The organism is Mucilaginibacter aureus (assembly GCF_053514885.1).
In genome coordinates, this window is sequence record NZ_CP170601.1 from 5,248,462 (window position 1) to 5,272,919 (window position 24,458).

The window sequence follows — 24,458 nt, forward strand, 5'->3', positions numbered from 1 at the left end:
AGGGATTTCTTAAACCGAAGTCCCTTTTCATTTACCATATATTTTAAGTATGTTTGGAAGTACATTAAATTAATAACACTAAACTGACTGATGAATTTATTTGTAAAGAAATCCATTGACACCTTAATGGCGGCCTCGAAAGAGGGCGAAAAAACATTAAAACGAACGCTTGGCGTTGGTTCGCTTATTGCATTGGGTATTGGCGCTATTATTGGTGCGGGTATTTTTGTGCGTACCGCAGCTGCCGCAGGCGAACACGCCGGGCCTGCCGTAACCATCTCATTTTTGATCGCTGCAGCGGGCTGCGCATTGGCAGGTTTATGCTACGCCGAGTTTGCCAGTATGATCCCTATCGCCGGATCGGCCTACACTTATTCGTATACCACTATGGGCGAATTTATTGCCTGGATAATTGGCTGGGATTTGGTGTTGGAATACGCATTGGGCGCTGCTACGGTAGCCATCGGCTGGTCGCAGTACTTCAATAACTTTCTCGAAACATTCTTTAATTGTCATATACCGTTCGCGTTATCGCACTCGCCGTTCGAGGTATCAACCACTACTACAGGTATGTACGCAGCAGAATTAGGCACACGTGGTTTAATTAACCTTCCGGCCATATTCATTTTGCTGATGCTGACCTTATTGCTGATTAAAGGTACTGCCGAATCGGCGATCGTAAATAACGTTATTGTTATTGTTAAAGTTGCGATTGTGTTAATGATCATCGCTTTAGGCTGGAACTTTATTAACCCTGCAAACCATACACCTTACATGATACCTGCTGACGCTGGTACCGTTAAAACCAATACAGGTATTGTAGATTATGCCGATACTTTTAACCATGGCTGGCTCGGCGTGTTGCGCGGTGCTAGTGTGGTTTTCTTTGCGTTTATCGGTTTTGATGCGGTATCGACAGCAGCACAGGAAGCTAAGAACCCACAGAAAGATATGCCAAAAGGTATCCTGATATCTTTAGCGTTCTGTACTGTATTATACATCTTATTCTCACACGTATTAACAGGTTTAGCGCCTTACAAAGAGTTTTTGGTACAAGGTAAAGAAGCTTCTGTTACCTATGCCATTACTACTTTTATGACTGGTTACGGGTGGCTCGCCAAATTGGTTACCATTGCCATATTAGCAGGGTTCTCATCGGTGATACTGGTGATGTTGTTGGGCCAAACCCGTGTATTTTACACCATGAGTATCGACGGTTTGATACCGCCTATATTTTCAAAATTACACCCTAAATTCCGTACGCCATATAAATCACAATGGTTTTTCTTTGTGTTTGTATCGCTGTTTGCCGGTTTTATACCTGATAGTGTGGTTGGCGAAATGGTAAGTATAGGTACTTTGTTTGCTTTCGTACTGGTTTGTATAGGTATCCTGATCCTGCGTCAAAAAAGCCCTGATCTGGTACGTCCGTTTAAAACACCATTGTATTTAATTGTTTGTCCGTTAGGCGCTTTGATCTGCCTGGCTATGATGGGCAGCGAGGGCCTTGAAAACTGGCTGCGCTTGTTTGTATGGATGGCTATAGGCATGTTCATCTATTTTGGTTACAGCATCAAAAAATCGCATGTGCGCCACGGTAAAACCGAAGGTGCCAACGATCCGCCAAATCCTAATTTTGTAGAATAACAAAAAAAATCCCGGATCAAAACATCCGGGATTTTTTTTGTTGTTTATTTTGTAGATTTACTTAAACCAACTTTCAAACCTATGAGCGAGTATTTTACTTTCGACCCCAGGGAGATACTTTCGGTAACGCTGATCCTGTTCGCTATTATCGATATTGTGGGTACCATACCCGTTATTATCGAATTACAACGCAAGGCAGGCTCTATAGCGGCCGAAAAAGCATCATTGGCGGTAGTGTTCCTGATGGTGGTGTTTTTGTTTGTAGGTAAAGAACTGTTAGGCATTATCGGCATCGATATACCTTCATTCGCCATCGCGGGTTCGCTGGTTATCTTTTTCATTGCGCTCGAAATGATCCTTGGCCATAAGTTCTTTAAAGAGGCTGATGAAGAGGAAACCGCCGAGACAACCTCGATGTCCATCGTTCCCCTCGCCTTCCCGCTTATTGCCGGTGCCGGTACCATGACTACCCTGCTCTCACTCAAATCGCAATACCAAACACAGAATATTTTGGTCGGCATCTTTTTAAATACCCTTTTTGTTTACCTGGTGCTTAAAAACACCTATCGCATCGAAAAGATACTGGGCAAAACCGGGCTTGAAGTGCTGCGCAAAGCTTTTGGTATTATCCTGCTGGCCATAGCGATCAAACTATTTAGGAGCAATACACATCTTTAGCCCCCCAGCCCCCTAAAGGGGGAGTAAGATAATCAACATTTGAAATTTATGGATGAAACCCTGAAAAAGAAAGCCTATCTGGAGGGCTTAAGACTAAAGAATACGGGATACGACAATGAGGTTATTTTTGCCCGTCTCGAAAAACAAGGTATACCTGAAGATATAGCAAGGCAGGTTATTCAAAATTTATCGATTCAACAAAAACAAGAGGTCATGGAAAGAGTGACGGAAAAGAAAGTCGTTTCTTATAACGTTGCCTTGGTAAAAATAGGAATTGGTGTATTTTTAGCTATAGCATCCTATATAATAATTCCGGAGCAGCCCATTATTCCTATCGGTCTGATTTTAGGAGGTATTATAGCTGCGTTTGTCGCAAAGTTGAGATGAGAGCTTAATTTTTCAAATTAACTCCCCCTTAGGGGGCTGGGGGGCTCAGCCTCGCCACAAACATCGTATCCGCTTTATGCTCATAACCTTTCAGCACAGTCTTTTCCTCCAGTTTTAAGCCAAACTCTTTACTCAGAAACTCAACCATATCCTCATTCTCAGCCTTAAACGCCGAACAGGTAATATAGATCAAAGGCTTGCCCGGTTTGAGATATTTCACCACATTACGCACAATACTTTGCTGCAGGTTTTGGAACGATTGGATCTTAAAATCCTGAAACTGGTTGATCATCTCGGGCGTGCGGCCCCAGGTGCCAGAGCCGCTGCAGGGTGCATCCAGTATGATGCCATCAAATTCGTAATCGTGCAGTTCGGGATCAACGTTTTTGGTCAGGTCGACCAGTTTTTTCTGGTATTTGCGTAATCCCGCCTGTTGAAAGCGTTCGTCAAGGTTAGCTAAGATAGATTCGCGGATATCGGATACCACCAGCTTCAGATCGGGCTGTAATTCGTGCAGCAACAGCGATTTCCCGCCCGAAGCAGCACAAGCATCCCACCAATGCTCCCATTTGTTGGGCCTGAAAAATTGTGCAGTTTGTTGCGATGAATGATCCTGCACTTCAAACCAGTGTTTATCCGGAAAGATCTGTTCCAACCGGGTGCCGTTCGGCAAGGCCAGGCATTGGTTACCCTCCTCGCGAAAAACAATATCAGCTTTAGCTAAACCTGCTTTTACCTGCGTTTCAAAACCTTTTAGTACCCGGATATATAGATCGGGCTGAACAAAGAATGATCTCAAAAAAGCCTGTTTATCGATATCCGGCGAAAGCTCATTGGTCCATGGGAAGACATCCTCGAGTTTAAAGGCCGGGTAAGCGGTTTTAACCATCGCCAGTTTATCATCCAGACCAAAACCAATACAAGCCGCCCACTCGGGTTTAAAGTGCTGTAAAAACGAGTTGACCTGTGTATTGCATAAAAACTCGGCTACAAACAAACGCTCTTCGCTGGCGGTATTAAATAGTGCTTTACCTAACCGGAAGTAATTATAGATCAGCCGGCCGGCAATGCGCCTATCAGTTGATCCCATTTGTTTGTTTTGGCGATAAAAGCCCGGTAAAAACTTACCTAAAGGCGTATCGGCCGGGTATTCGCCCAGTATGCGCTCAAATGTTTTTAGCTGGTTAAGGGCTTTCATTCCGCCTTTTTCAGTTCAAAGTTTTGGTACTGCAATATAGTTACATGCGTGTTAACCCAACCATAGTTAGTCGTTTTTATAAAATTATACTGGTTATTTAACCCTTTGTAGGCTGTTTTATCCAGGTGGGATAACGAGTCGGCTTTCGCGCTAAGCAGGCTGCCAAAATAATACCCCTCATCAAAGCCCTTAATCGCATAATCGCCCGGTGCCATATGGTATATCCGTTTGTAATCCCTTATAAAATTAATGGCCGCCGGCGATTTATAATCAATATCATCCGAGGTGGAAATATGCGTTTTTAAATTTTGCAGCAGTTCTGGTTTCAGGTAATCAAACTTGCTCCAGTTGGGATGGCCAAATACCGTCACCGGGTAGCTTTGTGCCACTTTTTCGAGCGAGCGCAGGGTGGTGATCAAAAACAATTCGTCTGTTGCCGGGATGACGAAGATATTCTCCTCGGTTAGAGATAGCTGTGGCAACAGCGCATCAAAACTACCGTGAGTGATTACTGTACTTACAACCTGCACCCGCTTTTTACCCAAACTATCGATGGCCTTATGGAACGGTGTGATGTATTTATTTTCGTCGCTATAGCCCGACCGTAAAATAAATACCTTTTTAGGTTTGATACGGCTGGTGATGAACCGTGCAGCCGCCCAGGCGTGGTACTCTAAAGGCGGGATAACCGTAACCAGCTTATTGCTTTTAAACTGGCTCGGAGGCGCCGGCGACAACGGTGATACAACAAGCTTATTGGCTGTAAACATGGAAGCAAACGCCGTTATACCTTCCGGAAAAACCGGCCCTATCACTATATCGCTGCTGCGGATACCTGGATTATTAGCCAAACTCCGTGAATGTGCGGCATCATCATTAGAATCGAAAACCAACAGTTTATAATTACTGCCTTTGGCGGTTAACGAATCGAGCGCAAACTTAAAGCCCTGGTAATAATCGGCAGCCAGGTCGGCTTTATTGAGGTTAGTATTACCGCTCAGATCAAGTTTATCGAGGTTAAAAGGCAATATCAAAGCTATAGTAGAGGTTTTTGCTACTTCTACTTTCGGTGGGGCCACGGGTTGTACAGGTTTAACCACAACCGGTTTAGGCGCGGGTTTCTCTGTGGGACGTATTTTGGGCGAGCAGGCGCCTAAAACAACACCTGCTAACGCAAATACTATCCATTTATTCCCATTCGATGGTAGCCGGCGGCTTCGAACTGATGTCATAAACTACACGGTTAATACCTTTAACATTGTTAATGATCTCGTTTGATATTTTGGCCAGTACATCATAAGGCAAATGGCACCAGTCGGCAGTCATACCGTCAAGCGATTCAACCGCGCGTAAACATACCACATTTTCGTAAGTACGCTCATCGCCCATTACTCCTACCGATTGCACCGGCAGGAAAATAGTGCCTGCCTGCCAAACTTTATCATATAACCCGGCACTCTTTAAATTGTTGATATAAATTGCATCGGCTTCCTGCAAAATGGCAACCTTCTCGGGTGTAACATCGCCTAAAATACGAATAGCCAATCCTGGGCCCGGGAAAGGGTGCCTGCCTAATATATTTTCGTCTATTTTTAAGGTACGGCCAACGCGGCGTACTTCGTCTTTAAACAGGGTTTTAAGCGGCTCAACCACTTTTAGCTTCATAAAGTCGGGCAAACCGCCAACATTATGGTGCGATTTGATAGTAGCCGATGGCCCTTTTACCGAAACGGATTCGATCACGTCCGGGTAAATGGTACCCTGCCCTAACCATTTTACATCGCTGATGGCATGCGCCTCGTCATCAAACACTTCAATAAATACGCGACCGATAGCTTTACGCTTCTTTTCAGGATCGGATAATCCTGCTAAAGCATCATAAAAACGTTGTTTGGCGTCAACACCTTTTACGTTAAGCCCCATGTGCTGGTATGAATCCAATACCGATTGGAACTCATCTTTACGCAACAGGCCGTTATCCACAAATATGCAATGCAGGTTTTTACCGATGGCATGATGCAGCAATACCGCCGCTACCGACGAATCAACACCGCCGGATAGGCCAAGCACCACTTTATCATCTCCTAATTGCGCTTTCAATTCGGCAATGGTAGTTTCTACGAACGAGTCGGGCGTCCAATCCTGTGCGCAGCCGCATATATCAACCAAAAAGTTTTGCAGTAATTGCTTGCCATCCAAACTGTGGGTCACCTCGGGGTGAAACTGGATACCGTAGGTTTGTGAGTTAGCAACCTGGTAAGCCGCCACACGCACACTATCGCTGCTGGCAATAATTTCAAAATCATCGGCAATAGCAACAATGGTATCTGCATGGCTCATCCATACCTGCGATCCGGACCCGATACCTTTAAACAACGGGTTACCGGCTTTGATGTATTGCAGGTTGGCCCGGCCGTATTCGCGGGTTGTTGATGCCTGCACTTCGCCACCATGAAAATGGGCCAGGTATTGCGCGCCATAACAAACCGCCAAAATGGGATAATGTGCCTTGTACCTGGCATAGTCAAAATGCGGGGCATCCTCCTGCCTTACCGAATATGGGCTTCCCGAAAGGATAATGCCTTTTACGCTGTCGTCAAACTCCGGAACGTGGTTAAATGGATGTATCTCGCAGTAAATATTGAGCTCTCTTACTCTCCGGGCAATCAGTTGGGTAAATTGCGAACCGAAGTCAAGAATGATGATTTTTTCTTGCATGGGCAAAGATAGTCTTTTGAGCTGAAAGCCAAAAGCAGAAGTTACTAAGGTTTTAAATGTTAATAACCGGGTAGGTATTTGTGGGTATTTTTGAATAGTTTTTGTCTTGATTCCAGGCTCTTGGTTCTTGCATCTTGACTCTTGCTTCTCTCGTCCAGGGGGGAAATTGTAAGAAATATTTCGATGCTCTTATTTGCTCTTACTAATAACAATTAAACTTACAACACTCAAACAACAATCACTAATATACCAAAAACCATCCACTTTTCTCACATTTATTACAAGCTCCGCTGCTTTATTTTTTGCTGGGCTTTGATCAGTCCGTCCACAGCCGTTTGCGGCAGTTTCCGTTCTTTGGCTAATGATACTGCCTGCTCCTGCTCTGCTTCTGCCTCGGCATAAAAACCATACCGATATAAAAGGTGTGCCAGTGTATCATGGTTATAATAGGCCGATTCGATAGCTATGGAATGCCGTACCCAGCCGATTGCCTTTACCAAATAAACGGGGTTATGCGTTCCGGTTAAATACGTTTCCCATGCCGCGGTATTTAAACCCTGCGCAACTGCATTAGTGGCAGCTGGCAACATGGTAAAAACCAATTTCACGTTAGCCGAATCTTTATTTTTCGCATTTCTTTCGCGAACAGCTTTTAACGAGTCGGTCCGCTTTTGTTGTTGCCGCCTGGCCGAATCAACGCTGATGTTCATGTAATAGCGATCATAAAAATACCCGGCCTGTTGCAAATAAGCGGTCGTGTCTTTTGTTGCTCTGTAAAAGGTCAACATATGGCTCTGGCTCGAACGTTGCCCGCTAACATAATCTTTACCATACGTGCCCTGTACATATGCCGAAGCCTGGTAAGCCAGGTTTTTATCTTTGGTAGCAATCGCTTTATCGAATGAATTTTTAATGGTATGGTTATTCATAGCAATATTGGCCGCTTTGGTTTGCGTTTTATATATACTGTCGCGTAACGGCTTATTCATATAGCTAAGTTGCAAAGCAGTGCTGCCTACTATGGGTCCTGCCTGTAAAATAAACTGCATTTGCTTATAGGTATTGATCTCACCAATGGTTAGTCGCTGTATATAATCATTGATCAGTTCGGAGTTATCATAAAAACCAATATGTTCTTTCGCTAAAATATACGTATGTAAAAATTCACGGGAACGTTCGCCGGCAAGATAACGCTGCTGGTAAGCCGCAATATTATTACCGTTCTTGATCATCTCTAAAACATGGCTAACAGTAGTTATATACAGTTCCGGTTTCGACAAATAGCCATAAGCGCGATATACCAATGCTCCGTCGCTGTTTAAAAATAAAAAAGTTGGATAGGAGCCAACGTTATACTCTTTAGCTAACTTTTGCGCTACCGTACTGCCAAATCCAGCTTTACAGCAGATAAAATTTTGCTGATATGCTTTTACCACCTCCGGATCATTAAGCAAGTTGCGTTCCTGCTGCTGCGCCGGATCTTTAATTGTGGCAGGCGCATCCAGTAAAATCATTACAGGCATATCTTTAGCTTTTGCTTTGGTCAGAACAACCGATAACGAATCTTTTTCAAAATTGATACCTTGCGCGCGGGTATTATTTAAAGCAAAAAAGGTAAGCGTAAAAAACAACAGAAAGGATTTCATTAAGTATGGTATAAGGTTTATCAATGGTACAAAAAATAATCAATTTAAAAGCACCTGTTTCTGTATTATTACCAGGTTATTATTAAATAAAATCCTCCCTCATGGGCTGTATGCGTATCTTTGCAGCATTAATGAACACTACTGATACGAAACGATACTTCTTACTTATCTTAATATTAGGTTTGGTTACGGCGCTTAGCCCGTTCTCCATCGATATGTATTTGCCTGCGTTTACAGCCATTGCGCACGATCTGCATTGCCCTGTATCCCGTGTCCAATTATCCTTAACAAGTTATTTTATCGGTATCGCCATCGGCCAGTTAATTTACGGACCATTATTAGACCGTTTCGGGCGAAAAAAGCCTTTATACATCGGTTTATTCATATACGTAATGGCGTCGCTGGGTTGCTCGGTTACCAAATCGGCTAATATGCTCATCGCGATGCGTTTGCTGCAGGCATTGGGGAGTTGCGGGGGCATGGTGGCCGCCCGTGCGCTGGTACGCGATCTGTTCCCGGTTAACGAGATCGCCAAAGTATTTTCTTTACTGCTCCTTGTGGTGGCTGTTTCGCCACTGGTGGCGCCCACCGTAGGTAGTTATATCAGTGTGGCACTTGGCTGGCATGCCGTGTTTATTGTTCTTACCGGGATCTCGGTTTTTATATTGACAGCCAGCTGGTTTTGGCTGCCTGATGGACGTGAACCTAATGCAGCCTTATCATTAAAACCTAAATCCATTTTTAACGATTTTTGGGCCGTATTTAAGCATCCGCAATTTTACACGTATGCTATTACAGGTGGTATCGCGTCAGCAAGCCAGTACGCCTATCTTTCCGGAGCATCAGTAGTGTTTATAGGCACCTATCACTTTACCCAGCCCCAGTTTGGCTGGATATTCGCTTCAATAGCAACCGGATTGATCGGTTCCAGCCAGATAAACAGCCTGTTTTTACGCCATTATACCAGCGCGCAGATCATCAGGGTAGCGCAGGCTGCACAATGCCTTATCGGGATAACCTTATTTACACTTACGTTTTACGGTTTGATCAGCGCCACAGGCATGATCGCTCTGATATTTTTATTTTTAAGTGCCCAGGGCTTTATATCGCCTAACGCATCGGCTTTGTCATTAACACCCTTTGCCCACAATGCAGGCACCGCTTCGGCACTAATGGGTACTTTACAGATGGGTATCGGCGCCTGCGCATCGGCCATGGTGAGCGTTTTAAATAACGGCACCGCCCTGCCTATGACGGGTATTATGGCGCTTTGTACAGTTTGCGCTTTGGTATTACTGTTTACAGGCAGTAAACGATTGGCAAAAACAGAAGCAGCAAATAATCTGCGTCCTTTTGTAACCAGTGTTTAATATGGTCTTCTACCTGCGCCAGTTTATAACGCGTCTTAATTAACCACCACAGCTCCTTTAGCTGCCTTAATTGCATCGCTTTTTACGGCAGTCTCACTAACGGTAATCCCTGTAGATTTTCCACCTTCGGCCGATATAAAAGTCTTAGCGGCGGCATCAAAACCCATATTATTGATATGGATATTGCCTGCATTATTTAGGGTAAACACCGTTTTATCGGGCGACACGATCTTAACGTTTTTCAATGTTAAATCCGTTGCTTCCGTAGCATAAAAAGCTTTATCTGCCGATATGGTGATATCGGTAAAATCGATCTTGCTTACCGGCATCTGCGGCAAACCGATGATAGATACCGCAATTTTGGCGCCGTTGCAATAGATGTTGCTTAAATGAAAATCCTGGAAGTTCGGGGTTTTATCGCTGGCCACTACCGGTGCGTTGGTAATGCCCGGATTTTTATCCTCGTAGTAGCTGCTGAACAAAATAGCCTCATTCAAAATATCGCGCATATAGATATGGTCGATGTAGATATTATGCACCAGGCCGCCCCTGCCCTCGTTACTTTTTACGCGAATGCCGATATCGGTATTCACAAAGTTGTTGTTGGTTACCCAGATGTTATTCATACCGCCATCGGTATTACTACCGATCACAAAACCACCATGCGCATGGTAAACAATGTTTTCGGCTATGATGATATTTTCTAAAGCGGCGGTAGTCTTATCTTTGCTCCCGCTCGATTTCATGCAGATACCATCATCGCCCGCATGAACCGTACAACGGTAAACAATGGCGTTTTTACAGGTTGAAAGATCTATCGCGTCGCCGTTCTGGGCATAATACTCATTCTCGATCTTTACATTACGGATGATCAAATTGGTAATGCTTTTAGGATTGAAAGCGAAATTAGGCGAGTTTTTAAACGTAGGGCCGTCAATCAAAACGTTTTTACTGCTGGCAATGATCACCATGATCGGGCGCAACCTATCGTTCTCCATCGCTTCTTTAGTTGGGTACCACATATCCCCGGCTTTGTTCAGCACCCCGCCCGATTTCAACTCGTCGTTCCACAGGGTTGGCGCGGCCTTGCTCTTTTTTAACGGGCGCCAGGTATCGCCGGAGCCATCAAAAATACCTTCGCCGGTTATGCCTACGTTCTCTAATTTCTCGCCATACAGTTGCGGTTTGCCGCGACCATCCTGCATCGCAAACAGCGAATGATCCGGACTAAAAACAATCAACGCGCCTCTTTCTGTATGAAAATTGATATTGCTTTTCAATTCTATGGGCCCGGTTAACCATAAACCCGGCGGAACCAAAACTATACCGCCCCCTGCCGCCGAACAAGCGTCAATAGCTTTGGCAATAGCCTGGGTATTGACCGTTTGCCCGTCGCCAATGGCACCGTAATCTTTAATGTTAAAAGTACGGTCGGCAAATTTAGGCTCGGCAATGGTGCCCATTTTAAAAGGCGCATTAGCTACGTACCAGGCCATATCGTGTTGTTGCTGTGCAAATGCGGCCATTCCGGATAGCATCAACAAGGCAGATAAGATCGGTTTAATATTCATAGATCGGTATGTTTGTATAGGTGGTTTGTTGGGGTAAACTGCTTTCTGTTAAGCAATGCTAACGAGTTTTTGTTGATAATAGAACGAATAAGACCGATTTATTTGTGCAATCGTTCCCGGCAACGATACCACAAACTGGCAATAAATTTGCTTTATAAACTATTATTAACATTTACCAGGCATAAACATCATGGCAAAGTATTCAGAAAAAGCAAGCGAGAAGGTTGAAGCAACCATGCACGAAATGAAAGAAGGCAAATTAAAAAGCGGCAGCGGCAAAAAAGTTACCAGCCGTAAGCAGGCCATTGCTATCGGCCTATCCGAAGCGCGTAAAGAGGGTGCGAAAGTACCGAAGAAAAAAGATTAACAATTACTCCTCGCTAAGATACTCCGGTAATATTACCGGGGAATCTTAATGTTTCCAATATCAAACAGTAAATGTCACTACTCCTATTATACTCTTTCGTAAAGTAGAATATTTCCAATTAAGAAAATTTTATTTTACGGGATACTTATTTGAATTATATTGCAATGGCTAATTAAGGCAAACTATTTTTATACTTTATGAGAAAAACTCTACTCTTATTATTTTTATTTGTTACTGTTTTGATGTTTGGTTGCAGCAAAAAAGATAGCGGCACACCATCATCATCAGGTACTTCAGCTATTGTTGGCAAATGGGTACCAGGCTCTGCTCTCACCATTTATTACAACGGCAATACGGAAGTTTACCGCTCTACCACAAACAGCTATATCGGCGTTTATTATTATGTTTTCAAAGACAGCGGCATTATTCAAATATTTGAATACCACTCCAATATAAACGGATTTGCAGAATATTCTGATGGCACATCAAATTACAGCTGGAATTTTCCTGATAGTAAAACATTGATCATTAATCAAAAAGGGATTACAACGACCTATCAATATGCAGTTGTAGACAGCAATACCATGACTTTAACCGAAAACTATACCCTTGCTGCCGGAGACCAATCGGCCAACCATAACGCTACACGATACACAACTGCCACAACCTATACCCGTCAGTAACTGTAAAAACAAATGGCAAAACGAATATCGTTTTGCCATTCTAAATGATGTTTTAATGTTATTTATCTGCCTTAGGTAAAGCCTTTTTATTTGCCTTATCTTCTGCCGATGAGGTATCCATCATCTCCATCAACTTAATACCCAGCAAACCGCTTATCGGTCCATCGGTACCATTGGCGCCGCCTATCAGTACATCAGGCATTACCTTGATCTGGCCTTTACCTATCTCTTCGGTAATTTTAAATTTGGTAAAGTTATCGCCACCCATGGCCTTAACCTGTAACTCGTAAGCTTCGGCGGTTGATTTACCTACGGCCATGATCTTTTCGGCTTCGGCTAAACCGGTTTTCGATATCCGTTCGGCATCGGCAGAAGCGTTGAGCTTGGTCGATTCGGCTTGTGCAGCGGCACGTACCCTGGTAGCCTCACCTTCAGCTTCGGCTCGCATTTTGGTCGCGGCGGCTTCGGCCGATACCTGCAATTTTAAGCTGGTAGCTTCACCTTCCGATTTTTTAACGGCTGCATCTGCAGTACGTTGTGCAATTTCCACGCTTTGTTGTGCCTTTACAATTTCCTTCTGTATCTCGGCAATGGCGGTTTCTTTTTCCACGCCCTGGCGTTGCACTTGCGCCATCCGTTGTGTTTCGTAAGTTTTTTCCTCTTCCTGTGCTATTTTACGGTCGGTTAAGGTTTTCATCAACGCTTCCGGCGGAACGATATCACCGATCAGCGTATCTACAGCATTTACGTTATACTCTTCCAATACTACCGAGATGTGTTGTTTAGCCGATTCCTGCCTTTCCTTACGGGTGATGAGGAAAGAGATCACATCGCTATCCTGAGCCGAGTTACGGAAATAGTTACCGATGGTTGGCTCCAACACCTGCGATACCAGGTTCAACATACTGCCAAACCTTGCGATCACTTTTGGTGCCTCGTTGGCCGGGATGTGAATGATCTGCGCCACATCCAGGTTAAATGGGAAACCATCTTTTGACCGTACAGTAATCGTACACAAATTCTTATCCAAATTGTGCGATTCGCTCCGGGCATTGGCCCAGTTTAATACCAGGTTGGTAGTTGGCACCAGCTCTACTTTCATAGTGAAAGTATTGATAGGGTACCTGCCCGGGCCAAGCGGCTCCATCCACACACCGCGGAAGCCTTTGCCTACAATATTACCATGTTTAAAGTGCTCACCGGTCAAATCTTTACCATCTTCGCCAATGTATGATATTACCACACCTACATAACCAATAGGTACTTCGGTCATCGGGATCTCTTCTATCTGCACGGCCCATTTGTTCACGTTGTACGAACCGGCCAGAATGATCTGCGGTTGCAAACCACGGTTACCGCCGTTATTTAAAAAGGCATCAATATCCTGGAAGTTGTTGTGACCCTCCACATGCTTACCGGCAATCTGGCCGATAGTGATCGGCTGACCGTCGAGCACGGTAATTACACCCACCATGTTTTCGCGGATGATGGTCATATCGGCTATGGTAATAGCAAACGCATAGCTATTGATACGATAGGTACCAGCTGTGATAATGGTTGTTTGCCTACCTTTTTGACCACCGTTAGCTAAAAACTTCTCAGCATCCTGAAAGTTATCGCACTCAACTTTACGGCCCAAAATATTACCGGTAGGTATCTCGGCACCATCCTTGGCCATTACCAAACCTATTTTACCTACCGGGATAACGGTAAACGGCTCCAGCAAGATGTTGTATTGCCATGGGAACAGGTACCAGTACATACCCGGCGCCAGGGTACGGGCCTGGTAACCGGCCTCGCCATGGGTGGCAATAAAACGGCCATCGGGCAGCGAGCGGTTTTCGCCATAAAGCACGAATTTTTTTGTGACCAAACCTATACTGTCTTCGGGGATGACAACCATCCCGAAGATGATACGCAAAATGGTTTTGTACAACACTAAACATAATACGGGTATAACTACCCACCAATAAGTTTCTAAATAGTTCATATATTTTTTTGATTTAAGTTGGTACCAAATTCGCTACGGAATCGAATTTCAGCAAGCAAAATCAATCAAAACAACACAAACCGTCTGCATCACACTTTGGTATAAAATATTTTAAAAAACATGTTTAAACTTTATTTTCTATACCCTTAACACAAAAAAAAGCCTATAATTACAAATTTCGTAATTATAGGCTTTCGTTATTTTTTACCCGCATTTTCTGTCACGCTTTCGCGGATGAAAAACGGGTGATTTTCTGCCCAAAAATGGGTTCAGTATAAATTATTTTACATTAAAGGCCACCATATAGTCGCCCCACATAAACCCTACTTTACCCGATTTTTCAATACCGAATTTTAGTTTTTCGGTAGTTTCGGGGGCTTTTGAAGTTTTAACCGTGATACGTAAAACATCAGTTTTGCTACCGGTAGCTTCATCAAGGGTATAGTTAAGGCCCCATATTTTCCATACACTGTTAAATATAATTACACATTCCTTTTCACCAGGGATTGTGTACAGGCCGTATTTACCTGCTGGTAACTCTTTGCCTTCAATTTTTACAGCCTTACTAAACTCAATGGTGGTAGCTTCGTTAGCCCCGGTGCGCCAAACTTTACCATTAAACGGCGCTATCTCTTTACCAACAGTACGTCCTTTTAAGCTTGGCTGGCTGTAAGCAATTGTAATATCAACGCCGTTGTTTGTGGTACGTTTTACCGTGTCGGGCAAACTGGGCCTTACCTTTTTAGCAGCCGGCGCCTTCGCTGGTGCAGCCATATCCTGTGCCGAGGCATTGAACATGCTTAACATGCCCATAGTAAAAAGGGCAAGCATCAATAATTTTTTCATGGTTTGTATTTTTTAAGTTTAATTGTAAAACAAAAATAAGCTTATTAAATTAAGTAGTGGTACTGTTCGTCGTCGACAAACCGAAATTATGACTTTCCCGTAAAAGCATCAATCATCTGCATCACCACAATGGCATCTTCAATAGAACACAGGTTTTCGGCCTCGCCGTTAAAATACTGCACCATGCGTTCTATCATTGGTTGCTGGATATGCTGCGGGTGATCAAAATTTACTACCTGTACTTCATCCTCATCTTCATTGTGCCACACCACTGTTTTACCGAAGAACGGAAAGCTGATACTACCCTCGCTGCCGACGATCATACATTCGTCAATCTCTTCGTTCTCATCAACATTAAAGCTCCACGAACCGTTCAGCACCACGTTGTTCGGGAATAAAGCTATCCCGGCAACATGGTCATCGGCCGCTGTATTTTTGGATTGATTTAACGAAAAGCCATGCAGCTTTTCGGGCACACCAAAAAAGTAAAGCATCAGGTCGAGCTGGTGCGGCGCCAGGTCGTGAAAGTAACCGCCGCCCGAAAGCTCCGGGTTTACCCGCCAGTTCTCTGTTGTTTTGGCAACCAGGTTTGGTTTACGTTTTTGCCACATCCTGATCTGCACGGTACGCACATCGCCAATAGCCTTTTTATCCAGCAGATCTTTCACGAACAAAAACATAGGCACCGCCCTGCGGTAATGCGCTACGGTTAATTTAGCCGTCGATTGTTTTAACGCTGCCGCGATATCTTCTGCTTCCTGCTTGTTCAAGGTTACCGGCTTTTCAACGTAAACATTCAAACCGCGTTTTAAAGCCTCAACAGCATAATCTTTATGGTAAACAGGCGGTGTCGCAATGTATACCGCGTTAATCTCCGGGTCGCTCATTAATTCATTGGCGTCGCTGTACCATTTGGGTACGCCGTGGCGCTGGGCGTAGTCAGCAGCCTTTTCGGCATCGCGGCGCATTACAGCTACCAGTTTACTATTGGGTACTTTATTGAAAGCCGGGCCGCTTTTCTTTTCCGTCACATCGCCACAGCCAATGATACCCCAGGTGAGCCCCCCTGCCCCCTGAAGGGAGAGTTTATTATCTTCGTTCATTTTGATTTTTTGGATAAATGGTACTTTGCATGTCAGTTCCCCTTTAGGGGGTTAGGGGGCTAATATGGTTTCAATCTGTTGCAATTCTTCACTGCTAAAATTGATATTCTCCAAACATTTTAGCGAGTCGGTTAACTGCTCTGGCCGGCTTGCGCCGATGAGTACACTGGTTACCCTATCATCTTTCAATATCCAGGCTAAAGCCATTTGCGCCAGGCTTTGGTTGCGATTAACCGCAATATCATTCAGTTTTGAGATCTGCGTTAAGCGTTCTTCGGTAATGTTGTTTTCGGTTAAAAAGCCAACGCCTTTTGCCACGCGCGAATCGGCCGGGATACCCTTTAAATATTTATTGGTTAACAAGCCCTGCGCCAATGGCGAGAACGGAATGCAGCCCACTCCCTCTTTGCCTAACAGGTCAAGCAAACCTTCTTTTTCTATCCAACGCTCAAACATGGAGTATTTAGGCTGGTGAATTAAACAAGGCGTACCTAATTCTTTCAATATCCTGATGGCTTCTGCAGCTTCTTTTGGGCGATAGTTGGATATACCCACATACAAGGCTTTACCCTGCCGAACGATCAGATCAAGCGCGGCCATGGTTTCTTCAAGCGGGGTATCCGGATCTGGCCGGTGATGATAAAAGATATCCACGTATTCCAGGTCCATCCGCTTTAAGCTTTGATCTAAACTGGCCACCAGGTTTTTCTTCGATCCCCATTCCCCGTAAGGGCCGGGCCACATATAATAACCGGCTTTGGTTGAGATGATGAGTTCATCACGGTAAGCAGCAAAATCTTCCTTCAGTATCCTGCCAAAGTTAATTTCGGCCGAACCCGGCGGCGGGCCGTAATTGTTAGCTAAGTCGAAATGGGTAATGCCGGCATCAAAAGCGGTGTGCAACGTTTTGCGATAGGTAGACATGGTGTCCACATCGCCAAAGTTATGCCAAAGGCCCAGCGAAACGGCCGAAAGCCTGATACCGCTTTTACCGCAACGGCGGTATATCATATTCGAATATCTGTCGGTAGATGGTATATAGGTCATGGTAAGTATTTGTGGTAAAAGTAGTATTTTAACAGAAGAATCAAGATGCAAGAGTCAAGAATTAAGACAAAATCACATCTTCCATTTTACCTCTCACATCTTACCTTACTATTCAGGCTGGTATTCCAAAATATCTCCCGGCTGGCAATCCAGCGCTTTACATATTGCTTCGAGCGTTTCAATGCGGATAGCTTTGGCCTTCCCTGTTTTCAGGATGGATAAATTTGACAGTGTAATACCTACCCGGGCGCTAAGTTCGTTCAAACTCATTTTGCGCCGCGCCATCATTACATCTAAATTAACTATAATAGGCATAGGTTAGATGGTTAAATCCTGTTGTTCCTGCAATTCTAAGCCTTTTTTTGGTATCAGCGTTAAAAACATCAACAATGGGTATATGAGGTAGGTAAACGAAAATACTTTAAAGTTATCATAACCGGTAAACTGCCCCTGGGTAATATACGGAAGATAGTGCCTGGCTATTTCCACACGTGCAACATCGGCAAGCATCCCCAAAACAGCAATCGTCACCACGAAAAAACTAAAGCGTTTCGTTAGCTTTTTGGTAAACAGCGCCGAGTAGCTCGAACTGTTAAACATATACAATATCATAACGGCAACAAGTATCAAGGCAATAATATCCAGAAAATCAATGTCCTTATTGTTAACGGTACTTAATAGTAACGATTCGCCAAAGGTTTGGGGCTTCCAGAACAACTCGCCTTCAATACCCGAAATAAAATGCCCCGAGTTTACTGTTTTTACATCGGTATATTGATTACCCAAATGCTTGCCTATTGCAGTGGCCTTTAATATTAAACCATTACTTAAACCATAACCTGCATCAAAAACAACCAGGCCTATCATAATTATAAGGTATGGTACTGTGCTGATAATAAACCGCTTTTTGAGGCTTTTGCTTATTGCTGTTTTCATCTTATCTATATTTTAAAACTGTAAATTCTGTTTCCTGGCAAGTAATAACATAATCTATAAACACCATTAAGGGTCGTAATATCAAAAGGGTTGGTATATAGTAACAGCCCACAGCCGCAATTATAAACCGAATTCAATGCATTTTTCATCTGCCCATTGTGGTTAAAACTAAATTATTACAACACAAACGTAATAAATATTTATTGATTGACAATAAATGTTTATTAAAAATCACTACAAAAATCAATGTGGATAATTTTATTTAAAAAAATGTGCCGCTATAGTTTCAAATGTTAATTTTTAGCAACATTTTTATATGTTTGCTCGTTCTATTCTGAATAATAAGAATATCGAGGTATATATACATACATGAGACAACTCAAGATAACACAATCCATAACCAACCGTGAGTCGCAGTCTTTAGACAAGTATCTCCACGAAATAGGTAAGGTTGACCTGATTACAGCAGAAGAAGAAGTAATATTGGCGCAAAAGATCAGAGAGGGCGATCAGGCCGCTTTGGAGCGTTTAACCAAAACCAACTTACGTTTCGTGGTATCGGTTGCCAAACAGTACCAAAACCAGGGTTTAACGCTGGGCGACCTGATAAACGAAGGTAACCTGGGCTTAATTAAAGCGGCAAAACGCTTTGACGAAACCAAGGGCTTTAAATTTATCTCGTACGCTGTTTGGTGGATCCGCCAGTCGATATTGCAGGCTATTGCCGAGCAAAGCCGTATTGTGCGCTTACCGCTAAACCAGGTAGGCTCGTTGAGCAAGATCAGCAAGGCATTCAGCAAATTAGAGCAGGAATACGAACGTGAGCCATCTCCCGAAGAGCTGGCCGATATATTAGAAACCACCGTTGACAAGATATCCGACACGTTAAGTAACTCGGGCCGACATGTAAGTATGGATGCGCCGTTTGTACAGGGCGAAGAGAATACCTTATTAGATGTGCTGGAAAACCATGAGCTCAGTACAGATTCGAACCTGATCAACGAGTCGTTATCCGAAGAGATCAAACGCTCGCTTTCAACCTTAACCGAACGCGAAAAAGAGATCATCGTGCTGTTTTTTGGCCTGGGAACCAATCACCAGTTATCGCTTGAAGAGATCGGCGAAAAATTTAATCTCACACGCGAACGTGTAAGGCAGATCAAAGACAAGGCCTTGCAGCGTTTAAGGCATACCTCACGCAGTAAGATACTCAAATCGTACTTAGGATAAAAAAAGACAAAGCCCCGACAAACCGGGGCTTTTTTGTTGATGTATACTCTCTACCTTAGCATTTTAACATCTATACTTTATGACTACTATACCTATTTACCAGGCTGATGCCTTCACCGATCAATTGTTTGGCGGCAATCCTGCCGCTATTTGCCCCTTAACCGAGTGGCTTCCTGCCGAAACCATGCAGAAAATAGCCACCGAAAATAACCTGGCCGAAACCGCCTATTTTGTAAAACAGGATGATGGCTACGGCTTGCGCTGGTTTACTCCCGAATACGAGATCGACCTTTGCGGACACGCTACTTTAGCCAGTGCACATATTTTATTTACCCAATTAGGTTATACCGGCAATTCCATCAATTTTTATACGCAAAAAGCCGGTACGCTGGTAGTAACCCGTAATGGCGAAAAGTACAGTTTAGATTTTCCATCACGACCGGCACAGCCAGCCGTGGCCCCCGCCGATTTGATAGCCGCCCTGGGTGGCAAAACACCGGTTGAAGTTTTAAAATCGCGTGACTATATGCTGGTTTACGAAACCGAGCAGGACATTGCTGATATGAAGCCTGATTTTAACCTGTTAGGTAAAGTTGGCGATACCGTAGGCATAATGGTAACCGCTGTTGGCAACGAGGCCGATTTTGTATCACGCTTTTTTGCACCTGCCGCAGGTATTAATGAGGACCCGGTAACCGGCTCATCACACTGCAACCTGATACCTTACTGGGCCGGAAAGCTGGGTAAAGATAAATTGCATGCTTACCAGATCTCATCCCGCAAAGGTGAACTTTGGTGCGAAAACAAGGGTGACCGTGTGCTGATGGCAGGTAAAGCGGTTACCTATTTAAAAGGGGAAATTTACGTTTGAGGAAGAAAGATTATTTTATATAGTGACCCTTTAGCGAGTAAACATTAATCACATCATCTTTTACGTCGTATACTATTCGATGTTCACCGTTGATACGTCGCGACCATTTGCCTTTGAGATTATGTTTGAGAGGTTCAGGTTTTCCAATTCCTTCAAAAGGATGCTTTAGCATATCTTGAAACAATTGTTGTATCTTTTTTTGAATAATTTTATTCCCTGATGTTTTCCAGAAATCAAAGTCATCTACTGCATCAGCGAATAACTTTATTTCCATAAATTATCCATATCGACTTTAACACCCTTACCCTCTTGCATGGCTTTTTCACCACGCTTTACTTTGTCTACAAATTTGGGGTCATATGGGCTTTCTTCTTCCTTCTCAAAGTTAATTTTCATAACTTTCAAAAGGCTTTTTATTGCCGTTAATTCTTCTTCAGTATTTGGATGTACCCTTAATGTTTCCATGTTATTACTTTCAAAAGTAAAATTACACAATAAAAGTTTCATTTCCGGCAATAAAATTGAAACTGCATTTCAAAAATCCATTTTTTTATCATTTATTTAAGGTTCATATTTTTGATGCCATCGTTGGTGTTGTCACCAACGATACAACGTAAATAAATGCAGCTTACCAGTTTAGAAGTCAAGGGTTTTAAAAGTTTTGGCGATAAGATCACCATCAATTTCAACGAGGGCATAACTGCCATTGTTGGCCCTAACGGCTGTGGTAAATCAAACGTTGTCGACTCTATCCGCTGGGTACTGGGCGAGCAAAGCACCCGCATGCTGCGCAGTGAAAAGATGGAGAACGTGATATTTAACGGCAGCAAAAGCCGCAAGCCGGGCAACCTGGCCGAGGTGTCGCTCACGTTTGATAACACCAAAAACGTACTGCCTACCGAATTTTCGCAGGTGACCATTACGCGCAAGCTTTATCGTACCGGCGAAAGCGAATACCGCCTTAACGATGTGCAATGCCGGTTAAAGGATATTACCGACCTGTTTTTAGATACAGGTATCGGCGCCGACTCCTACTCCATCATCGAGCTGCGGATGATCGAAGAGATCATCACTAATAAGGAAGGCTCGCGGCGCAATTTGTTCGAAGAAGCATCGGGTATCTCTAAATACAAGCTCCGCAAAAAGCAAACTTTTAATAAGCTTAAAGATACCGAAGCCGACCTGGCCCGTGTTGACGATTTGCTGTTCGAGATTGAAAAGAACTTAAAGAGTTTAGAAAACCAGGCCCGCAAAACGGAGCGTTATTATAAACTGCGTGATCAGTATAAAGAGCTGAGCATTAAACTGGCATCTTTCAGGATAGCGTCGTTCAGCGAGTCGCTTGCGCGGATTGAGGATGATGAGCAAAAAGCAAAGGAAGGCAAGAGCGGTATCGTAGCGATAATTGATAGTATGGAAGCCGCTGTTCAGCAACAAAAACTGGATAGCCTGACGAAAGAAAAAAACCTATCCGTACAGCAAAAAGCCACTAATGAATATGTCGCCAAAATACGGGCATATGAGAGCGATAAGAAGATTAAGAATGAGCAGCTTAAGTTTCAGCAGGATAAAGAATCGCGTTTAAGTGAAGAACTGGAACGCGATACCAATCAGCTGAATCACGTAAAGTATAATATTAAAAGACTGAGCGAAGAAAAGCTGCAGGAAGAAGAGGGCCTGGAAAAGATCAGGCAAACGGTAGCCGAACTGAAGGATGCGGTTGATGAACTGCGCGCCGAGCAGGTCGGCGCCAAAGCTGAGGCCGACGAAATTACAGCCATCAATAACCGGCTGCAAAACCAGATCTACAAAGCCGAAAAGGACCTGGATATTTTGCAGATACAGCAGCAGGCGCTGGAGCAGGAAAGCCAACGTAATTTGGAAGATGCCGGTAATAAGGAAGCCGAGCTGACCCATTTTAACGAGGTGATAACCGAACTGGAGGGCCAGGCCGAAACGCTGCAAAAAGAATACGACGCGGTTGTTGAGTTTGAGAATAAGTTAAAGAACCAGATAACCGAAACCGAGGCTGAACTGGCCAAGGTTAAGGATACGCTGACGCAGGACGGACGTAAATTGGATGCCAAGCAAAACGAATACAACCTGACCAAAAGTTTGGTTGATAACCTGGAAGGTTTCCCCGAATCGATACGATTTTTAAAGAAGAATACCGACTGGGCCAAAAATGCCCCGCTGTTTTGCGATGTGCTGTTTTGCCGCGAAGAGTATCGCGTGGCTATTGAAAATTATTTAGAGCCTTTGATGAACCACTACGTGGTTGAAAATTATGATGAGGCCATTCGCGCTATTAACCTGTTGAGCAATTCGTCGCGCGGCAGGGCGCAGTTTTTTGTATTGAGCAATTATCCTGCAAAAGCAGAACAAAAGGTAGCCGGAATACCCGACGGTATAGCCGCTTTGGAGGTTATTGAAGTTGAAGCAAAGTACCGTCCCTTATGCAACCATTTGTTAAACGGCGTTTATTTAGTTAACGACCAGGCAGAGAATGATATTAATACCCAGCAATTACCCGAAGGCACGGTTGTCTTAGGTAAAAGCGGTAAGTTCAGCAAATCGCGGTATACTATGGCCGGTGGTTCGGTGGGACTTTTTGAAGGTAAGCGTATTGGCCGTGCCAAAAACCTGGAGAACCTGAACAAAGAGATCAAAACACTAGAAACGCGTGTTGCCAAACACAAAACCGAAACAGAAACATTGCAGGAGCGGTTAACAGTTTTAAAAGCATCGGGCAAGGCGGGCGAGCTTTACCAAAAACAACAGGATGTAAACAGGCTGAATACCGAACTGGTAACAGTAAAAACGCGCCGGGAGCAATATCAAACCTTTATTGAGAACAGCCGCAATCGTAAAGAAGATATAGCGCGCAAAATTGAGGGTATTAAGGAAGATACTTTAAAGATTCAGCCTGAGCTTGCCAGCCTGAAAGAACAAAAGCTAACCCAAAGCGAGTTACTGACCGAAAAGCAGGCCGCATTTAACGAACTGACGGAACATGTATCGGTACAATCAAACCGGTACAACCAGGAAAACATCCGTTTCCATCAGCAGCAAAATAAGGTATCGGGGTTGGTTAAGGATCTGGACTATCGCGATACGCAACTGGAAAACCTGGACCAGCGCATTACTCAAAACAGTACCGAGCTGGTAAAAGTTAAAGCTGCCATACTGGAGATTTTGCAGCATACCGACCATAGCGACGAAGACCTGTTAGCCATGTACAGCCAACGCGAAGAACTGGAAAAAGCTACACAACAAGCCGAGCAGGATTATTATAAAAGTCGCGGGACAATTACCGAAGCTGAAAATGAGATCAGCGAACTGCGCAAGAAGAAGGACCAGTCGGAACTGATAGAAAACGAATTACGCGACCGTAAAACCAATTTAAAGCTCGAACTGAACGCGCTAAAGGAACGCCTTTCGGTAGAGTTTAACATCGATATACAGGACCTGCTGGATACCGGCGTACCTACCGACGAAAGTGAAGATGAGCTGCGCGAAAAAACAGAAAAGCAAAAAAGACAATTAGACGATTTTGGCGCCATCAACCCCATGGCAGTAGAGGCTTACCAGGAAATGAACGAACGCTATACTTTCATTCAGGGACAGAAAAAGGATCTGAGTGAGGCTAAGGCATCATTACTGGCCACCATTCAGGAGATTGACGATACCGCCCGCGGAAAATTCATGGATGCTTTTACACAGGTGCGCGAAAACTTTATCAAGGTATTCCGCTCGTTGTTTAACGAGGAAGATAGCTGCGATCTGATACTGAGCGACCCTGACAATCCGCTGGAATCGGATATCGATATCATCGCCAAACCTAAAGGCAAAAGGCCACTATCTATCAACCAGCTTTCGGGTGGCGAAAAAACATTAACGGCCACGGCCATCCTGTTCTCGCTTTACCTGTTAAAGCCGGCACCCTTCTGTATTTTTGATGAGGTTGACGCACCGCTTGACGATACCAACATTGATAAGTTCAACAACATTATCCGCAAGTTCTCCAAGGATTCGCAGTTCATCATCGTATCGCATAACAAGCGCACCATTGCCAGCACCGATATTGTTTACGGTGTTACCATGGTTGAGCAAGGCATATCAAGGGTAGTACCGGTGGATTTGAGGGAATTGGCAGATTAGCCCCCTAAC

At 44.0% G+C, this 24,458-nt stretch carries 22 protein-coding genes; 9 read left to right on the top strand and 13 right to left on the bottom strand.

Translation table 11 applies throughout. The features are described 5' to 3' along the window. The first annotated feature begins 90 nt into the window (after positions 1–90). From ACFGVR_RS22625 to ACFGVR_RS22635, 3 genes are all read left to right on the top strand, one after another. Positions 91–1,647, top strand: coding sequence for an amino acid permease (locus ACFGVR_RS22625; protein ID WP_448699954.1), 1,557 nt, complete (start codon positions 91–93; stop codon positions 1,645–1,647). Positions 1,648–1,728: 81 nt separating this feature from the next. Then, positions 1,729–2,325, top strand: a complete 597-nt coding sequence (locus tag ACFGVR_RS22630; protein WP_448699955.1) for a MarC family protein — start codon at positions 1,729–1,731, stop codon at positions 2,323–2,325. Positions 2,326–2,373: 48 nt separating this feature from the next. Continuing rightward, positions 2,374–2,712: a hypothetical protein gene (locus ACFGVR_RS22635; RefSeq protein ID WP_448699957.1), complete on the top strand. Its 339-nt coding sequence runs from the start codon at positions 2,374–2,376 to the stop codon at positions 2,710–2,712. 28 nt (positions 2,713–2,740) lie between these two features. Here the strand turns inward: ACFGVR_RS22635 and ACFGVR_RS22640 are convergent, their stop codons facing one another. The 4 genes from ACFGVR_RS22640 to ACFGVR_RS22655 all read right to left on the bottom strand — a co-directional run bounded on the left by ACFGVR_RS22640 (position 2,741) and on the right by ACFGVR_RS22655 (position 8,274). Next, a complete protein-coding gene (locus ACFGVR_RS22640) occupies positions 2,741–3,910 on the bottom strand; it encodes an RsmB/NOP family class I SAM-dependent RNA methyltransferase (protein ID WP_448699958.1) in 1,170 nt (389 codons plus the stop codon). After that, positions 3,907–5,142, bottom strand: coding sequence for an ABC transporter substrate-binding protein (locus ACFGVR_RS22645; protein ID WP_448699960.1), 1,236 nt, complete (start codon positions 5,140–5,142; stop codon positions 3,907–3,909). Before ACFGVR_RS22645 ends, ACFGVR_RS22640 begins: the two co-directional genes overlap by 4 nt. Continuing rightward, positions 5,099–6,628 (bottom strand): glutamine-hydrolyzing GMP synthase, encoded by a 1,530-nt coding sequence (gene guaA / locus ACFGVR_RS22650; RefSeq protein WP_448699961.1) that lies wholly within the window; start codon positions 6,626–6,628, stop codon positions 5,099–5,101. Before guaA ends, ACFGVR_RS22645 begins: the two co-directional genes overlap by 44 nt. Before the next feature lie 278 nt (positions 6,629–6,906). Then, positions 6,907–8,274 (bottom strand): hypothetical protein, encoded by a 1,368-nt coding sequence (locus tag ACFGVR_RS22655; protein ID WP_448699962.1) that lies wholly within the window; start codon positions 8,272–8,274, stop codon positions 6,907–6,909. Positions 8,275–8,405: 131 nt separating this feature from the next. Between ACFGVR_RS22655 and ACFGVR_RS22660 the strand changes: the two genes are divergently transcribed. Further along, positions 8,406–9,644 carry a multidrug effflux MFS transporter gene (locus ACFGVR_RS22660; RefSeq protein WP_448699963.1) on the top strand — a complete coding sequence of 413 codons (1,239 nt, stop codon included), beginning with the start codon at positions 8,406–8,408 and terminating at the stop codon, positions 9,642–9,644. 35 nt (positions 9,645–9,679) lie between these two features. On the opposite strand, the gene ACFGVR_RS22665 is transcribed toward ACFGVR_RS22660, so the two are convergent. Further along, entirely contained in the window at positions 9,680–11,215 is a 1,536-nt protein-coding gene (locus ACFGVR_RS22665) for a glycoside hydrolase family 28 protein (RefSeq protein ID WP_448699964.1), read from the bottom strand. A gap of 190 nt (positions 11,216–11,405) precedes the next feature. Here ACFGVR_RS22665 and ACFGVR_RS22670 point away from each other — a divergent pair, with 190 nt between their 5' ends. Further along, positions 11,406–11,582 (top strand): DUF6496 domain-containing protein, encoded by a 177-nt coding sequence (locus tag ACFGVR_RS22670; RefSeq protein WP_448699966.1) that lies wholly within the window; start codon positions 11,406–11,408, stop codon positions 11,580–11,582. A 197-nt stretch (positions 11,583–11,779) separates the two neighbouring features. Next, positions 11,780–12,265, top strand: coding sequence for a hypothetical protein (locus ACFGVR_RS22675; protein WP_448699967.1), 486 nt, complete (start codon positions 11,780–11,782; stop codon positions 12,263–12,265). Positions 12,266–12,323: 58 nt separating this feature from the next. Here the strand turns inward: ACFGVR_RS22675 and ACFGVR_RS22680 are convergent, their stop codons facing one another. The 6 genes from ACFGVR_RS22680 to ACFGVR_RS22705 form a co-directional block, all read right to left on the bottom strand. Next, positions 12,324–14,255 (bottom strand): SPFH domain-containing protein, encoded by a 1,932-nt coding sequence (locus tag ACFGVR_RS22680; protein WP_448699968.1) that lies wholly within the window; start codon positions 14,253–14,255, stop codon positions 12,324–12,326. Between the two features lie 279 nt (positions 14,256–14,534). Then, positions 14,535–15,101, bottom strand: coding sequence for a DUF2911 domain-containing protein (locus tag ACFGVR_RS22685; RefSeq protein WP_448699969.1), 567 nt, complete (start codon positions 15,099–15,101; stop codon positions 14,535–14,537). A gap of 86 nt (positions 15,102–15,187) precedes the next feature. Then, on the bottom strand, positions 15,188–16,204 hold the full coding sequence (locus ACFGVR_RS22690; protein WP_448699970.1) for a Gfo/Idh/MocA family protein: 1,017 nt from the start codon (positions 16,202–16,204) through the stop codon (positions 15,188–15,190). Between the two features lie 51 nt (positions 16,205–16,255). Continuing rightward, positions 16,256–17,251, bottom strand: coding sequence for an L-glyceraldehyde 3-phosphate reductase (gene mgrA, locus ACFGVR_RS22695; protein ID WP_448699971.1), 996 nt, complete (start codon positions 17,249–17,251; stop codon positions 16,256–16,258). Positions 17,252–17,359: 108 nt separating this feature from the next. Beyond that, positions 17,360–17,566, bottom strand: a complete 207-nt coding sequence (locus ACFGVR_RS22700; RefSeq protein WP_448699972.1) for a helix-turn-helix domain-containing protein — start codon at positions 17,564–17,566, stop codon at positions 17,360–17,362. A gap of 3 nt (positions 17,567–17,569) precedes the next feature. Continuing rightward, on the bottom strand, positions 17,570–18,187 hold the full coding sequence (locus ACFGVR_RS22705) for a hypothetical protein (RefSeq protein WP_448699973.1): 618 nt from the start codon (positions 18,185–18,187) through the stop codon (positions 17,570–17,572). Positions 18,188–18,556: 369 nt separating this feature from the next. On the opposite strand from ACFGVR_RS22705, the gene ACFGVR_RS22710 reads away from it, so the two are divergent. Together ACFGVR_RS22710 and ACFGVR_RS22715 are read left to right on the top strand one after the other, a co-directional pair. Then, positions 18,557–19,417, top strand: a complete 861-nt coding sequence (locus tag ACFGVR_RS22710; protein WP_448699974.1) for a sigma-70 family RNA polymerase sigma factor — start codon at positions 18,557–18,559, stop codon at positions 19,415–19,417. A gap of 79 nt (positions 19,418–19,496) precedes the next feature. Beyond that, entirely contained in the window at positions 19,497–20,288 is a 792-nt protein-coding gene (locus ACFGVR_RS22715; RefSeq protein ID WP_448699975.1) for a PhzF family phenazine biosynthesis protein, read from the top strand. A gap of 10 nt (positions 20,289–20,298) precedes the next feature. Here the strand turns inward: ACFGVR_RS22715 and ACFGVR_RS22720 are convergent, their stop codons facing one another. Continuing rightward, a complete protein-coding gene (locus ACFGVR_RS22720) occupies positions 20,299–20,562 on the bottom strand; it encodes a Txe/YoeB family addiction module toxin (RefSeq protein WP_448699976.1) in 264 nt (87 codons plus the stop codon). Further along, complete coding sequence (locus tag ACFGVR_RS22725; protein WP_448699977.1) at positions 20,553–20,753, bottom strand: DUF2683 family protein; 201 nt, start codon at positions 20,751–20,753, stop codon at positions 20,553–20,555. Before ACFGVR_RS22725 ends, ACFGVR_RS22720 begins: the two co-directional genes overlap by 10 nt. Before the next feature lie 156 nt (positions 20,754–20,909). On the opposite strand from ACFGVR_RS22725, the gene smc reads away from it, so the two are divergent. Continuing rightward, positions 20,910–24,449 carry a chromosome segregation protein SMC gene (gene smc / locus ACFGVR_RS22730; RefSeq protein ID WP_448699979.1) on the top strand — a complete coding sequence of 1,180 codons (3,540 nt, stop codon included), beginning with the start codon at positions 20,910–20,912 and terminating at the stop codon, positions 24,447–24,449. Positions 24,450–24,458 lie beyond the last annotated feature (9 nt).